The organism is Pseudomonas sp. FSL R10-0399 (genome assembly GCF_009600165.1).
Lineage (GTDB): Bacteria > Pseudomonadota > Gammaproteobacteria > Pseudomonadales > Pseudomonadaceae > Aquipseudomonas > Aquipseudomonas helleri.
The window spans coordinates 22,896-37,085 of the sequence record NZ_WIWK01000058.1 but is presented as its reverse complement, the minus strand read 5'-3'; the positions used below and the strand labels follow the sequence as shown (position 1 = coordinate 37,085).

Annotated in this window: 13 protein-coding genes, 3 tRNA genes and 1 pseudogene; 9 read left to right on the top strand and 8 right to left on the bottom strand. The window is 56.3% G+C overall.

Annotation, left to right across the window (positions count from 1 at the left end):
• The first annotated feature begins 143 nt into the window (after positions 1–143).
• The 3 genes from GHO41_RS16900 (at position 144) to mgtE (ending at position 2,296) form a co-directional block, all read left to right on the top strand.
• Positions 144–220, top strand: a tRNA-Arg gene (locus GHO41_RS16900).
• 70 nt (positions 221–290) lie between these two features.
• Positions 291–367: transfer RNA gene (locus GHO41_RS16895), tRNA-Arg, on the top strand.
• Positions 368–853: 486 nt separating this feature from the next.
• Positions 854–2,296 (top strand): magnesium transporter, encoded by a 1,443-nt coding sequence (mgtE, locus tag GHO41_RS16890; RefSeq protein WP_048367858.1) that lies wholly within the window; start codon positions 854–856, stop codon positions 2,294–2,296.
• A 109-nt stretch (positions 2,297–2,405) separates the two neighbouring features.
• On the opposite strand, the gene GHO41_RS16885 is transcribed toward mgtE, so the two are convergent.
• Positions 2,406–2,732, bottom strand: a complete 327-nt coding sequence (locus GHO41_RS16885) for an Arc family DNA-binding protein (RefSeq protein ID WP_048367856.1) — start codon at positions 2,730–2,732, stop codon at positions 2,406–2,408.
• A 374-nt stretch (positions 2,733–3,106) separates the two neighbouring features.
• Between GHO41_RS16885 and phnN the strand changes: the two genes are divergently transcribed.
• Positions 3,107–3,685, top strand: a complete 579-nt coding sequence (gene phnN / locus GHO41_RS16880; RefSeq protein WP_371928960.1) for a phosphonate metabolism protein/1,5-bisphosphokinase (PRPP-forming) PhnN — start codon at positions 3,107–3,109, stop codon at positions 3,683–3,685.
• Here phnN and GHO41_RS29850 read toward each other — a convergent pair.
• Positions 3,673–3,849 (bottom strand): PA3371 family protein, encoded by a 177-nt coding sequence (locus GHO41_RS29850; RefSeq protein ID WP_173430620.1) that lies wholly within the window; start codon positions 3,847–3,849, stop codon positions 3,673–3,675. The two genes, phnN and GHO41_RS29850, sit on opposite strands and share 13 nt — an antisense overlap.
• 100 nt (positions 3,850–3,949) lie before the next feature.
• Here GHO41_RS29850 and GHO41_RS16875 point away from each other — a divergent pair, with 100 nt between their 5' ends.
• Complete coding sequence (locus tag GHO41_RS16875; protein WP_153434183.1) at positions 3,950–4,273, top strand: hypothetical protein; 324 nt, start codon at positions 3,950–3,952, stop codon at positions 4,271–4,273.
• 187 nt (positions 4,274–4,460) lie between these two features.
• Here the strand turns inward: GHO41_RS16875 and GHO41_RS16870 are convergent, their stop codons facing one another.
• The 3 genes from GHO41_RS16870 to GHO41_RS16860 form a co-directional block, all read right to left on the bottom strand.
• The gene (locus GHO41_RS16870; RefSeq protein WP_048367851.1) at positions 4,461–5,189 is read right to left on the bottom strand and encodes an aspartate/glutamate racemase family protein; all 729 of its coding nucleotides are present in this window, start codon (positions 5,187–5,189) and stop codon (positions 4,461–4,463) included.
• A 59-nt stretch (positions 5,190–5,248) separates the two neighbouring features.
• Complete coding sequence (locus GHO41_RS16865) at positions 5,249–6,787, bottom strand: NCS1 family nucleobase:cation symporter-1 (protein WP_153434182.1); 1,539 nt, start codon at positions 6,785–6,787, stop codon at positions 5,249–5,251.
• Positions 6,788–7,263: 476 nt separating this feature from the next.
• Positions 7,264–7,614, bottom strand: coding sequence for a DUF6124 family protein (locus GHO41_RS16860; RefSeq protein WP_153376044.1), 351 nt, complete (start codon positions 7,612–7,614; stop codon positions 7,264–7,266).
• A gap of 558 nt (positions 7,615–8,172) precedes the next feature.
• Between GHO41_RS16860 and GHO41_RS16855 the strand changes: the two genes are divergently transcribed.
• Positions 8,173–8,249 (top strand) — tRNA-Arg (locus GHO41_RS16855).
• A gap of 257 nt (positions 8,250–8,506) precedes the next feature.
• Positions 8,507–9,307: pseudogene (locus GHO41_RS16850) on the top strand (GNAT family N-acetyltransferase).
• A 92-nt stretch (positions 9,308–9,399) separates the two neighbouring features.
• Here GHO41_RS16850 and GHO41_RS16845 read toward each other — a convergent pair.
• Positions 9,400–10,566, bottom strand: coding sequence for an MFS transporter (locus GHO41_RS16845; RefSeq protein WP_153434181.1), 1,167 nt, complete (start codon positions 10,564–10,566; stop codon positions 9,400–9,402).
• 94 nt (positions 10,567–10,660) lie between these two features.
• Here GHO41_RS16845 and GHO41_RS16840 point away from each other — a divergent pair, with 94 nt between their 5' ends.
• Positions 10,661–11,554, top strand: coding sequence for a LysR family transcriptional regulator (locus tag GHO41_RS16840; RefSeq protein WP_371928959.1), 894 nt, complete (start codon positions 10,661–10,663; stop codon positions 11,552–11,554).
• Between the two features lie 165 nt (positions 11,555–11,719).
• Here the strand turns inward: GHO41_RS16840 and GHO41_RS16835 are convergent, their stop codons facing one another.
• The gene (locus GHO41_RS16835) at positions 11,720–12,280 is read right to left on the bottom strand and encodes a hypothetical protein (RefSeq protein WP_048370791.1); all 561 of its coding nucleotides are present in this window, start codon (positions 12,278–12,280) and stop codon (positions 11,720–11,722) included.
• A gap of 329 nt (positions 12,281–12,609) precedes the next feature.
• Entirely contained in the window at positions 12,610–13,017 is a 408-nt protein-coding gene (locus GHO41_RS16830) for a MerR family transcriptional regulator (RefSeq protein WP_153434179.1), read from the bottom strand.
• Between the two features lie 74 nt (positions 13,018–13,091).
• Here GHO41_RS16830 and GHO41_RS16825 point away from each other — a divergent pair, with 74 nt between their 5' ends.
• Positions 13,092–14,162: an SDR family oxidoreductase gene (locus GHO41_RS16825; RefSeq protein ID WP_153434178.1), complete on the top strand. Its 1,071-nt coding sequence runs from the start codon at positions 13,092–13,094 to the stop codon at positions 14,160–14,162.
• Positions 14,163–14,190 lie beyond the last annotated feature (28 nt).

Below are 14,190 nucleotides of genomic sequence, written 5' to 3'. Positions count from 1 at the left end.
TCGTAGCTCAGCTGGATAGAGTACTCGGCTACGAACCGAGCGGTCACAGGTTCGAATCCTGTCGAGTGCACCATTTAAGAGTTAGTTGCTTCGGTAGTTAACTTTGCTTAAACCAGGGTGGGCTGGTCTAACAAACACAACTTGCACTCGTAGCTCAGCTGGATAGAGTACTCGGCTACGAACCGAGCGGTCACAGGTTCGAATCCTGTCGAGTGCACCATTTATAAGTTAGTTGCTCCGGTAGTTAACTTTGCTTCAACCAGGGTGGTCTGGTTTAACAAACACAACTTGCACTCGTAGCTCAGCTGGATAGAGTACTCGGCTACGAACCGAGCGGTCACAGGTTCGAATCCTGTCGAGTGCACCATACACCAAGAAGCCCGCATTTTATGCGGGCTTTTTGCTGTCTGCGATTTATGAAATATCGAATCGCCCCGGCAGGCAGCCTTTTTTGTCACGTCCCCGACTTATCTTCTGTTTATCGTGAACCCGCCTCCAGGAATTAACCGGGCCGGGCGAGGTCTCTTTGTAGGAGCGAGCTCGCCTCGCGATCTGTTGATCTTCTAAAAAATGCCAGACCGCACGAAGATTCATAAAAAAGGTGTGCTCTGCCAAGCGCTTTTAGCGTCGCAGATTCAGCGGTCCAGACGCAGCCGTAAACGTTTGTTATCTCCACAGATTTATAGCGTCATTAATTTTTAAGCCGTGTATGATTGCGCCCGTCAGCCCCGCCGGGGCTTGTGGAATACCTCCATGGACTTACCCAGTAGTAACTCAGCATCCCGTTTTTCCAATCATGAATTGACTGATTGATCCTTCCGGCGTGCCCTGCTGCTGGGAGTGGAGTTCGCCTATGACCGAAGTTGAAGTAAAGAAAGCGCAAGACAGCCTGCAAAGCCGCCTGGCTCAAGTGATTGAGCTGCTCAACCGCCAGCGCGTGGTTGAGGGCCTGACACACCGTCAGGAAGGCCAGCACCAGGATCGCGTCGAGACCCTGGTTCATCGCCAAAACCTTGTTGAGCTCCAGCGCAAGCTGGAAGACCTGCACTCCGCAGACGTTGCCTACATTCTGGAAGCCTTGCCCCTGGACGATCGTCTGACCGTCTGGCAGTTGGTCAAGGCTGACCGTGATGGCGACATCCTGCTCGAAGTGTCTGACTCTGTGCGTGAAACCCTGATCGCCGACATGGACGATCACGAGCTCCTGGCTGCCGCCAAGGAGATGGACGCCGACGAACTTGCTGACCTGGCCCCTGAGCTGCCGCGAGACGTCATCCATGAGCTGATGGAAACCCTCGATGCGCAACAGCGTGAGCGCGTTCGCTCCGCGTTGTCCTATAACGAGGACCAGGTCGGCGCCCTGATGGACTTCGAGATGGTGACGATCCGTGAAGACGTCAGCCTTGAAGTCGTTTTGCGTTACCTGCGTCGCCTCAAAGAATTGCCTGGCCACACCGACAAACTGTTTGTGGTCGATTACGACGGCGTGCTCAAGGGCGTGCTGCCGATCAAACGTCTGCTGGTCAACGACCCTGAAAAACAAGTGGCTGACGTGATGGCCAGCGACCCGGTGAGTTTTCATCCGGACGAAGACGCCTACGATGCCGCCCAAGCGTTTGAGCGTTACGACTTGATCTCGGCGCCGGTGGTCGACAAAAACGGCAAGTTGATTGGCCGTTTGACCATCGACGAAATGGTCGACCTGATCCGTGAGGAAAGCGAAAGCGAAGTCCTCAACATGGCCGGTCTGCGCGAAGAAGAAGATATCTTTGCTTCGGTGTGGAAATCTCTGCGTAACCGTTGGGCCTGGCTGGCGATCAACCTGATCACCGCCTTTATTGCTTCACGGGTGATCGGCCTGTTTGAAGGCTCGATTGAAAAACTGGTGGCCCTGGCGGCCCTGATGCCCATCGTGGCCGGTATCGGCGGTAACTCCGGTAACCAAACCATCACCATGATCGTGCGCGCCATGGCGCTGGACCAGGTGAACACCGGCAGCACCAAGCGCCTCATGCGCAAAGAGCTGGCCGTGGCCTTGATCAATGGCGTGGTATGGGGCGGGGTGATCGGTGTGGTCGCCTACCTGCTATACGGCAGTTGGTCGCTGGGGGTGGTGATGACAGCCGCCATGACGCTCAACTTGCTGCTGGCGGCGCTCATGGGCGTGTTGATCCCCATGACACTGGCCCGCTTCGGGCGTGACCCGGCCATGGGCGCGAGTGTAATGATCACCGCCATGACCGACAGCGGCGGGTTCTTTATCTTCCTGGGGCTGGCAACGTTGTTCTTGCTCTGACCAAAAAGGCCTGACCGGCAACTAGCCCGTCAGGCCTTTTTTATTGGTGCCTGAAAGGCGCCCATAAAAAAGCCAGCAGAGCGCTGGCTTTTTTGTTGCCTGGGTTAAATCAAGACGCGTCGGATGTAGCTTCAACATCGTGAGCAATCAAGGAAACCAAAGCGTTTTGTTGGCGGTGAGACAGTTGGCGGAAGCGTTGCAGTAACTCGCGTTCATTCAGGGAAAGCTCGGGGCTGTCCAGACGCAGGCTGGGTTCATCGCCCAGTGCGCCTTCCTGAATGAGGCTTTGCTCAAGGCGAGCAATAATCTCGGAGTTCATGCTGCGGTGGTGATTGCGAGCCACTTCGGCAATGCGTTCACGCATTCCGTCTGGCAGGCGAACGACGAACTTGTCAGCCGTACGGCTTGAGTAAATTGCCTGTTTCAATGGGCGCATTATAGTTAACCGGTTAGTTCAGGGGAGCGGTTCTCGGAAATTGGCCGCAAGATATGGTTTCAGACCAGGCTTGTGGCCAAATGTTCAACCTGAATTGCAAAGAGGCGCGCATCATGCCTCATATCTGCCACTTCCCTGGCGTCAATTCTGTGACAAATATTGAACGGGATAAAGGCTATAAGCCAGCACCTATTGTCAAAAATGTGCGTTGTCCTACGTAGTTTACAGGCTATCGGCTTTTCTAAAAGGAACCATTATGTGTAAAGGCCATCATTGACTGACTTGAATGCTTCTTAGCAGCCCCCATCTTGTTGCCTCCTCACCCTGTGCGGGTGAACCCAGCCTTACGCAGCCGCGTCCCGGAGATCCACCGAGTGCCAGGTAAATTGATCTATTTGATGGGGCCTTCAGGCTCAGGCAAAGACAGCCTGATCGAAGCTGCACGCCCTGATTTGGCGGCGCGCGGGTGTGAAGTGATCCAGCGGGTGATTACCCGTTCGGCAGAGTCGGCAGGTGAAGAGGCGATTGGCGTTAGCCGCGAAGCGTTCCAGGAACTCAAGGCCAGCGGCGCCTTTGCTCTGGACTGGCAAGCCAATGGTCTGAAATACGGCATACCCGTGCAGCTGGATCATTGGCTAGCGGCCGGGCGTCACGTGCTGGTCAACGGATCGAGAGGGCACCTCAAACAGGCCCGCGAACGCTACCCGGACTTGCTGGCGATTATGTTGCGGGTTGATACCGACGTCTTGCGTCAGCGTTTGCTGACCCGTGGTCGAGAAACCCCGTCAGAAATAAACGCCCGCTTGGCGCGCAATGAACTCTTTTTGGAGTCTGTAGAAGCGTTAGTCGCAGACGGCGTGCACCTGCTGGACAACTCGGCCGCCTTGCAGATTGGCGTTCAGCGCTTACTCGCGCTCATAGATGCCGCCATCGCGACGCCTCAGCGCAACTGAGGGTCAAACTTGAAGCGGCGACCCAGTGCGCGGGCTACCAGCCAGCCAGCAAAAAACACGGTGGCGGCAATCAACGGCGTATTCCCCAACTCGTCCTGAGAGAACAGACCCAGAGCTAGGCTCAGCAGGGCGAGCATCAACAAGCCGAAAGCAATTTTGGACATGGATTAGACATCTCTATTTTCAGAAAACCCAGCGATCGCCCTGGGTGTTCTCGAAGGCGGCAGGAGTGGTTGAGCGCTCGGTGGCCAAATGCGGGGTAACGTGGCTGTTACCTATCATCACGGCCCGTTGTGGCATCGGCGTATGCGGTTTGCTGTACGTGCCGGCTACATCCATACCGGGCTCGGCGGCAACAGGGTCGGCGTAAAAGTGAAAGCCAGTCAAAACCGCCAGGGCAAGAACATTCAACAAGAAAAGGGTTCTGTTCATGGTCATGGCAGTCATCTCTTAGAATTAGGTGATGCCATGAATAGAGCAGGCATCATGCCAACTCTTTTTGTTTACAAAACCCTTATAAATCAATGGTTTGCTGGTGATCGCGAGGGCCGATCAATTGCAAATTGCAATGATGGCTTTTTGGTGTAATGCAAAATGCACGATGCTGGAAAACCAGGCGGGGAAGTGACTAAAAACCTGACGCAAACGCTCTTGCGGCGTAGGATTCAACGCAAGGTGTTAATGGCCAATTATCTTCAGCATCCCCCAATCAGTTCCCTCTCCTGCGGGAGAGGGTTAGGGTGAGGGGCTTTTGCTCTAAAAATCTAACCTGAAACTACCGCATAAACTTCGCCGCCCACCCCGAAATCACCTTGGGGCGCGGCTGCGCATACGTGCGCACCTTGGACGTCGACAACCCAAGACGCACCAGCGACTCAGCAACCGTCACCGCCGCGCTCACGCCATCAATCACCGGCACCCCGGTGCGCTGACGAATCTGCTCATCCAGCCCGGCCATACCGCCACAGCCCAAGCAAATCACCTCGGCACGGTCCTCACTCACCGCCAGTTCGGCCTGGCGCACAATGGCCTCCAGTGCGCGCTCGGGTGACTCCTCCAATTCCAGCACCGCCAGGCCGCTGGCCCGCACCGACGCACAGCGATCCCACAACCCCGACAGGCGCAGGCGATCTTCAATCAACGGCACCGTGCGATCCAGCGTGGTCACCACCGAATACGCGCGGCCCACATACATCGCCGTGCTGGCCGCCGCATCGGTAATGTCCACCACCGGCACGTTGAGCAACTCCTGCAAACCTTCGCGCCCATGCTCGCCATAACCCGCCTGAATCACCGCATCAAACGGCTGGTCGTAGGACATGACCTTGTCCATCACCGCAATGGCGGCCAGATAACTCTCAAAATTGCCTTCAACCGAATCAGCCCCAAAATCCGGGGTCAGGCCGATAATCTCAGTCCCGGGCGCCGCGGCCGCCTGCGCTTGTCGCGCAATGGCCTGGGTGATGCTGTCAGTCGTATTGACGTTGACCACGAGAATTCGCATGCAAGCTCCTGCAACAAAAAAGTAAAAACACGGCCCGCCATCCGCGGGCCGCACAACACTCAGTGGCTGACGTTATCAACCGCAATCGACTCGCCGCTGACACTGGCGTAATGCGCCTGGCGCTTGGCAAAAATCAGATACAACAGCGCCGCGATGCCCGCACCAATCAACCAGGAGAACGGCGACACCTCATGAAACCCCGGCACCAGTGCCAGCACGATGGCGATCAGCGCTGCCGGAATAAAGGCCGCCACGGCGCGCATATTGACCCCGCGTGAGTAAAAATAAGCGCCGCGTGGGTCTTCGCTGTACAGCGCGGGCACATCGATCTGGCCTTTTCGCAGCAGCCAGTAATCGACCATGATCACCCCGTAAAGCGGGCCGAGCAGGGCGCCCAGGCCCGACAGGAAGTACACAATCACCAACGGGCTGTTATAGAGGTTCCACGGCAAAATCAGCACCGCAATGGTGGCGCTGATCATCCCGGCGCGGCGGAACGTCAAATGCCGGGGCGCCAGGTTGCTCAGCACAAACGCCGGGGCGACAAAGTTGGCCATGATATTCACCGCCACCGTCACAATCAGAAACGCCAGGCAGCCCAACACCAGGAAAAACGTATTCGGGATGGACGCGATGATTTGCGTCGGGCTTTCGATAATTTGCCCGTTGATTTGAAACTGCGCGCCGCACAGCAGCACGGTGATCCCGGCGAACACCAGAATATTCACCGGCAGGCCCCAGAAGTTACCGACCTTGATGGTTTTGCAGCACGGCGAAGAGCGGGAGAAGTCGCTGAAATTCAAAATCAGCGTGCCATAAATCGCCAGCCACAACGCCCCGCCAGCAAACACATTGCGCCACACCTCGGCGGTGCTCAGCGGCACGCGGTTAGACCAGGCGATGGTGCCGTTGGCCTGAAAATACATCCACGCCGCCAGGCTGATCACCGTCAGTAAAATCACCGGCCCGGCAAACGCCTCATAACGGCGCACCATCTCCATGCCATACGCCAGGATGACCAGTTGCACCAGCCAGATCGCCACAAAACACACCCAACCCAGGCTCGACAGCCCCAGGATCGAGTCATGGTCAAACGCCGCAAAACCGGGGTGCACCGCCACCAGCAGTACGCGCAGTACCACCGACGCCAAATATGTCTGAATCCCGAACCAGGCAATCGCGATAACCGCACGGATCAACGCGGGAATCTGCGCCCCATGCACACCGAAACTGATACGGCTGATCACCGGAAACGGCACCCCGGTGCGCTGACCCATATAGCCGGACAGGTTCATGAACATAAACACCAGCCCTGCACCGATACCCAGCGAGAGCAGAATCTGCCAACCATTCAGCCCCAGTGCATACAAACCGATGGCGAACGAGTAATTGGCAATGTTGTGCACATCATTGGTCCACAGCGCAAAAATGCTGTAACGCCCCCAGCGCCGACCTTCAGCTTTGGTCGGTGCCAGATCGTTGTTATGCAAGCGTGGGCTGAGCGCCAGCGTGGCAGACGAACTGTCCGCCAGCGGTTGTGGGGTAGAAACGGAAGAGGGTAAATCCAGAGCGATAGTGCTGGAGAGTCTTGTGCGCATTCTGGGCAAGCTCCTGACCCCGTACCTGCGTCATGACAGGGTGGAATCACTGGTGATGAAGTCCGCGTTATGCCTGCATTTAGAGTGCAAGCTACTAAACAACGTGTACTTAGTTTTGTGTGTCTTTGTATACAAGTGTCGTTTAGCTCATAGCGATATTCATGCCAGCCAACAGCGCCGGGGCAGCGTGCGCGTCCTCAGAAACTTTGAGTGTTTCTGTAACAGCTTGAAAAATAAGATGAATTAAAAAAGTATTAAAAAGCGTGAAATGCGCAAGGCAGGAAAAATCAACAAACGCCCAAAAGTGTGCGCCCCAAAAAGGCTGTTACTTTTTGATGCACGCCCCCCGCGTCGCACCCAATGAGTGCACCGTTATGTGACAACCTGTATACGATTTCTTAGGGGTAGGAGCTGCCGAAGGCTGCGATCTTTTGATCTTAAAAAACGTGCCTGCTTGCACCCAGGCACGTACTGCTCTAGTGCGTCGTCAAACCATCCAGCGACTTATCGACATACGCCTTGGCCAGCTCCACCAAGTGCATGCTCGACAACACCAAACTGCGTGCATGGCCGCTCAAACCATTTCCCGCCTCACTCGCCGAAGCGCCCGCGCAGCGCAACAAGTCTGACGCCTGGGCCAAAGCCGCTTCTAAATTGACACTGTCGGGGATGACATACGTGGCCTGATCCACGTGTCGTGGAGGCTTAGGGTCGAGCAAATAAAAGTCCAGTGCACGCTCAGCGGCGGCACGGTCCAACGACACATCACTGCACTGAGCAGCCTCGTGCAAGGGGAGGGTAGGTGGATCGGGAACAATCTTCTTCATGGCACAACTCCAATTTCATTAAAGGAGCTGTCACATATCGCTACTAAACGAGAGGTGGCAGCCGTGCGCAGGTTAGTAGACCGGTGAATTTGGCAAAACCGGCGCGCTCGAAGGCGCCCTGCGCACGGCCACCATAAAACGCAGGCCGTAAAAAAGCGCCTCGCGGAGGTGGCGCCTTGCGCCAAATTCACATCGTAGGGCTACTAAACCCGACCGCTGAAAGACAGCGATGGGCCGAGACTATTCCCCGGACTGAACAGGCGCAAGCGAATGGGATTTTCTCGGAAGTTTCACCGGATGGAAAGCGAAGCGTCGTACGAAAAGCCTTATTTTGCGCCAACCCCCGCCACCGGAGGCCCCAATCAAACTGTAGGAGCCAACTGCCTCGCGATCTTTTGATCCCCGCAAAAATCCCGCCACCCCAACCACCCACCCTCCACCCTGTAGCGCACCCACCCACACGCAAAAAGCCCACGGACGACATGACAAACAAAGGCATGCCCGTTAACATGCACGCCGTCCTCTGCGTCACGCCATCAGCGTGTGGCGCAAACGTTTGTCTCAGTAGCTCAATTGGATAGAGCATCCCCCTCCTAAGGGGAAGGTTGCAGGTTCGAACCCCGCCTGGGACACCACCTTAATCAGGTGGTTAGCTATGTTTTCTGATAGACCCTCGAATGGGTTTCTCTCAAGCCCCCACTTCTCTGATCCCCAAGGTCGGATTTTGCCCACGCGCTTCGTAAAAGTGATGGATGTTGCTTGTGGCTCGCGAATAACTACTAATAACCCAAAGCGGGCAGTTAAGCTGAAACCGCCACTGTGCGTGCCGGATACAAGCGTATTGTTCGATCCGCTTTACCCCTCCAGAAAATCCTGAAAAAGGGCGATGAAAATGGATGTTGAATTGGCTCATAAGATTGAGGCCGCAGAATGCGAGTATTTACGTTCGCGCGTTGAGAATCTGGCAGATGTCAGCGGCAATCCTTATGGTGCACGTGTTTTTTTCAATGCTGACTTTCCGTGCTTTCAAGTAAAAGCATCGCCTAGCCCGATGTTCAACCGCATCTACGGTGACATCGCCAGCGACCCCTTGGCAGTGTTGAAATTGCTCAATGACTCAGCGGAGCGATCGGCTGTCACCCCTCTTATCGGAAAATCTTCGGCGCTGGAGCAATACGCCATTTTGGGCGAAGCTCGGCTTGAGCGTTTGAGGGGCTGGACTCACCTGCAATTAGCGTGTGCTATTGAAAACGTGATTTTGAGTTATCACTCATTCGAAATTGAAGAGGTCACGCCGAAAACTCTGCCTTTATTCGCAGAAGTGCACGCGGCTGGCTTTCATACCAAGCCGGAGCATCGGCTGCTGAATCAGGCTTCCTTTGCAGGGCAGAGGCCTGATGGACGTCTGTAAATCTATGTCTTGAAAGCGCAGGGAGTGGTGGTTGCAGGGGCTTCGATGTACTTGGCCAGCAATGGTGTTGCTTACCTTGGAACGGCGGCAACTCGAAAAGATGCTCGGGGCTACGGTTACCACGCAGCGCTGATTTCTCACCGAATAGAGCAAGCAAAGAAGCATGGTGGTCAATGGGTGGCTGCGACCGCGTTGGCCAGCTCCCAAAGCCGCCGAAATCTGGAGCGTGCCGGGTTCACGGCATCCCATGCCCAAGCACTGTACCGTCTGGCCGATATCTGAAATAAACGGCAGAGAAGGAGCGGCCGCTTCTGGTCGATTGCCGCCCCTCACCAAGGGCAGCAATCCTGTCACTTGCCGCCCCTCATCCCCCCTCACACCACCGCGACTTCAACCGCTCTGGAACGCCAAACAGAACCCAACACCATCAACAACCCCAGACCCGCCATCGCCGCCCCGGCCAGGGAAATCGCCGGATAACCCCAACCCGCGTTGATCACCGCTCCGCCCAGTGCTGCGCCAATCGCGTTGCCAAAATTGAAGGCGCCAATGTTCACCGCAGAGGCAAGGTTGGGCGCGTCTTTGGCTGCTTCCATGACGCGCATCTGTAGCGGCGGCACCAGGGCGAAGCTGGCGATGCCCCATATCAGGATGGCCAGTGCGGCAGGCACCTCCCAGCGCATCAGTAGGGTGAACGCCAGCAAGACGAGAATCAGTACGCTTAGCGACACGATCAAGGTGCGATCTATCGAGCGGTCAGCGGCCTTGCCGCCCCACATATTGCCCAGCGTCAAGCCCACACCAAACAGTACCAGCATGGCGGTGATGTAGGCGGTGGAACCATGGGTCTCGCTGCTGAGGATCGGCGCGATGTAAGTGAAGACGGTAAACATTGCGCTCGATCCGACGACGGTCAGGGCCAAGGCGCCCAGCACCGGACCGCGCCCCAGTACTCGAATTTCGGCCATTACACCGGCGCTTGGCGGCGTCTTCAGGTTAGGCAGGGCGAACCACAGCGCGGCCATGGTCAACAAGCCGAGGCCAGTGATGCCCCAGAACGCGGTGCGCCAACCGAACAGTTCACCAAACCAGGTGGCCAGCGGCACACCACCGATGGTCGCCAGGGTCAGGCCCATGAACATCGCCGCAACCGCCCCGGCACGTTTTTCCGGGGCGACCACGCTGGCGGCGACGATGGAGCCAACCCCAAAAAATGCACCATGGTTGAGTGAGGTCACCACCCTGGCGATCATGAGGCTGTAGTAATCGGTGGCCAGGGCTGACATCAGATTACCCAGGGTGAAAATCGCCATGAGCCCGATCAGCAGATAGCGCCGGGGAATTTTGCCGGTGGTCAGGGTCATCAGCGGTGCGCCGAGCAATACGCCCAACGCATATGCGCTGACCAGCAAACCGGCGGCGGGAATGGAAACGCCCAGATCCGCAGCGATACCCGGCAACATGCCCATGGGGGCGAATTCTGTTACGCCGATGCCAAAGGCTCCGATGGCGAGCGCTACAAGGGGTGGATTGATACGCATGACAGGCTCCTTATCTATGCCGCTAATGCTACGATCCCGTCTTTTCAAGCGGTAGATAGCATTTTTGGCAATCACCTTTGCGCGGGAGGCACAAGTGGACTTCAACGGCAGGTCAGGTGAAATGAGCGTGTTCACCACCGTGGCGCAAGAAGGCAGCCTCTCGGCCGCCGCGCGTGCACTGGGCCTGACACCCTCAGCAGTCAGTCGGATTATCGCGCGTACCGAGCAACGCCTTGGCACCCGCCTGTTGTTGCGCACCACCCGAGCGATCACCTTCACTGCCGAGGGCGAAGCGTTCCTGCGCGGCGCACGGCGTATCCTGGCCGACATGGACGAAGTCGAAGAAGCCATCGCCGACCAGGGCGTACCCAGGGGGCGATTGCGGGTCAGTGCCGCCCTTGGCCACGGACGGCTGGCCATCGTTCCCTTGGTTGCCGCATTCAGCGCCCGATACCCGAACATCGTCGTCGACCTTACCCTCGGCGACGAAGTGGTCGATATTCTCGGCGGGCAGGCCGACGTCGCGGTCCGCTTTGGCCATCTGCCCGACAGCCCGCTGACCGCGCGCAGAATCGGCGACACCGGCCAGGTCGTGGTGGCATCGCCCGAGTATTTACAGCGCCACGGCATCCCCCAGGCACCGGAAGACCTGTTGCAGCACAACTGCCTACGCTTCAACTTCCGGCGTGCCGAACCCAACTGGCCGTTCATCCGTGATGGAGAAGAGTTCTCCCTAAAGGTCAGCGGTAACATCGAATGCAGCAGTGGTGAAGCGCTGGCACAACTCGCGCGCGTAGGTGCCGGCATTGCACGTATCGGTGAGTTCAGCGTGAGCGAGGACCTGCAGCGCGGCGACCTTATTCCCCTGCTGGAAGCCTGGAACCCCGGGGACCGCGAACCGATTCATGCGGTGTTCGTCGGCGGGGCGGCAATGCCTGCGCGAGTGCGATTGTTCGTGGATTTCTTGCTAGAACATCACCGGATGTGAGCGCGGGCGTGAGCTGATATTTTCGGGGGCTTGTGATGTTGAAGTGAGCAACACATTTCTGCGTGCCCTATTAGTAGATGGATGGGGCGTTTGCACGTCTTAAATGGCTGTCGTGAGAGTTCGCTTGAACGTCACGAAAGTCGGCTTTCGGCCAAAAGCAGCCTCTCAACGTGTCGCACATTGACCTCTGCGAAGAAAATCTTTAAGCGCCGCCTGATAGAGCGTCAATGGCTGATTGCCCGTATTGAAGAGTGCAAACGGAATCATCGTGAGATGTGAAAACGACGTGGAGTTTATCGAGTAGGTTTTCTGCCTGCAAAAGCGCTGGTCCTTATTCAATATAAAATCAAACTTGAAAAGGTTTGTCCGCGTACACCAACTGGGGATCAAACCCAGACTCAGACCCGTCAAGTAATCTTGTCCGCAAGCGCCGCCAGATGAGAACTCCGAGATCTTTATTTCTAATGCCGGCAGGCTCGGGGCGGCAAGGCTGGAGTTCTTATCCTGTGCATCGGGAATAACGTTGAGTGTCGCTGAGTATGCGTCCTTGCCGAAGCGACTGTCTTTCCATGGGGAGTTTATTGCGTAACTGAAGCTGGAGATGATTTCTTGTGTTTCGGGTTCAACGGGTTCGTTGATTGTCGGCTGGGACGAATAAGATGTGCAGCCGCAACAGAGTATCGCAATGCTGACAAACACAAACCCGTTGGCTTTTAAGCGACGCATACTCAGTTTTCCCTAACTATCAATTAGCCAACATACCTGTCACTTAACGCCGTATAGCATCTTATCTACACGCTGGACGGCTGAATCAGCATAACAGGGCAGACTGTACGCGCGACACTTCGGGAGAGAGAAAAGGCCGTCGCCATGCCTTCTTTACCCCAACCCAGTGCGAACCCGCGAACGTTGAAGGCAAACGCAGAACGACAACACCTGCCCAAGCTGTCCAGCGGCTCCTATTGGCCGAAAGCGGCCCTTCTCGACAGGCTGCTATCGGCCACCGCCAAACGGCTACAGATTATCGAGTGGGTGCCGCTTAGATGGACGCCACCTCACCCCCCCATCCCCTGTTGACCGGCTGAGTTATTCAACTGCTCCATCTCAAGCTGTTTCGCAGCACTAACTTCAAGGTTTGCACGCTCTTCATCCAGATACCGATAAATACTTTGAAGGTTGGCGATTTTCAGTTGGACTTCTGCCATCTTTTTTTCAATCAGCTTGGCGCCGTCAGCACAATCGATCAGCTTATTGCGCTGCGCATCCAGAATCTCGCCTATTTCCCCCAGGGAAAATCCCATGCTTTGCGCGCGCTTGATAAAGTCCAGGTCGTGCAGCGTTTGGGCTGTGTAATCGCGATAGTTGTTCGTCCGCCGCTGCGGTGAGATCAGGCCGATTTGCTCGTAGTAACGTAGCGTATGGCGGCTGGCACCGCTGCGGGCTTCGAGTTCGCCGATTTTCATGAAAACACCGCTTGACCCTAGAGTTGGGTCGACAGTTTACGCTCGGCTCCTTACCTCAAACAAGGAACAGGGAAATGGGCGTGGAGTGCTTTGTCACGGGGGGAACCGGTTTTATCGGTCAGCATTTAGTGGCGTATCTGAGTGCACAAGGTCATACCATTCGGGTGTTGATGCGTCGCCCGGAGCGACTGGCTCAACTGCGCGAGCAAATCGATACGTTGGGCGGGTGTGCAAGCCGGGTATTTGCCGTAACGGGTGATCTGCAACGGGACACTCTCGGGCTGAGTCTTGCTGATCGCGAAGTGCTAAGGCACGCCAGCGTCGTGTTCCATCTGGGCGCCCACTTCGCGTGGGGGCTTTCAATCGAGCAATCTCGTGCGGTGAATGTAGAAGGGGCAAAGCGCGTTGCGCTGTTGGCGGCTGAGCAAAAAAGCCGGTTAGTGATGATTGGCGGCTACATGCTGAAAAACCATGAACATCTGCAACGCATCGGTATTGATCCTCGTTATCCGCAGCGCACGAATTGGCCTGCCGTCTACCGGCAAGTCGGTGGTTACGAGGCGAGCAAGCTGGAAGCGCATTTTGCGACCTTAGACGTCATGGCCGCCAAGGGAGGGGAGATGACGGTTGTCCACCCCGCGACGGTCTGTGGCCACAGCCGCACGGGGCATATCGTTGACGGTCAGCCGCTAGTGGAACTGATACGCAACCTTGTGCAGGGAAAACTGACGGCTGTGCCGGGGACCGCCAGGCACTGGCTGCCAATGGTCACCGTGGATTACCTGGTTGAGCTGGTGGCGGCGTGTGCTTTTGATCCTGCCATGGCGGGTCAGGAACTACTGGCGCTTGATGACCAAACGCCTGATGTGCGGGAACTCTTGAAGCAGTTGGCACACCCTTTGGGCATAAAGTCTCCCAACTACTTTATTTCACTGCGATTACTGAAATTAATGCTGCGTATCCCTCCCGTCGCGCGGATGTTGAATACCCAGCCAGAAGCCTTGGACTTTATTCAGACCACTCGTTTCGATACAACAGCGCTCGAGCAATTTGCCAACAGGCATGGAATAGCCAAGCCAGAGATACGTCAGTCTTTGCAGCACACTGCAACGTTCGTCAATTCACATTACCTGGTCAGGGGCTAAGCCCGCTGACGTGTCCTCAAACAGTGTG

Coding starts and splice junctions, on each gene's coding strand:
- GHO41_RS16885 (WP_048367856.1), bottom strand. CDS start 2,732: ATGCGCCCATTGAAACAGGCAATTTACTCAAGCCGTACGGCTGACAAG.
- GHO41_RS16860 (WP_153376044.1), bottom strand. CDS start 7,614: ATGAAGAAGATTGTTCCCGATCCACCTACCCTCCCCTTGCACGAGGCT.
- GHO41_RS16865 (WP_153434182.1), bottom strand. CDS start 6,787: ATGCGCACAAGACTCTCCAGCACTATCGCTCTGGATTTACCCTCTTCC.
- GHO41_RS16845 (WP_153434181.1), bottom strand. CDS start 10,566: ATGCGTATCAATCCACCCCTTGTAGCGCTCGCCATCGGAGCCTTTGGC.
- GHO41_RS29850 (WP_173430620.1), bottom strand. CDS start 3,849: ATGTCCAAAATTGCTTTCGGCTTGTTGATGCTCGCCCTGCTGAGCCTA.
- GHO41_RS16830 (WP_153434179.1), bottom strand. CDS start 13,017: ATGAAAATCGGCGAACTCGAAGCCCGCAGCGGTGCCAGCCGCCATACG.
- GHO41_RS16825 (WP_153434178.1), top strand. CDS start 13,092: ATGGGCGTGGAGTGCTTTGTCACGGGGGGAACCGGTTTTATCGGTCAG.
- mgtE (WP_048367858.1), top strand. CDS start 854: ATGACCGAAGTTGAAGTAAAGAAAGCGCAAGACAGCCTGCAAAGCCGC.
- GHO41_RS16835 (WP_048370791.1), bottom strand. CDS start 12,280: ATGCGTCGCTTAAAAGCCAACGGGTTTGTGTTTGTCAGCATTGCGATA.
- GHO41_RS16870 (WP_048367851.1), bottom strand. CDS start 5,189: ATGCGAATTCTCGTGGTCAACGTCAATACGACTGACAGCATCACCCAG.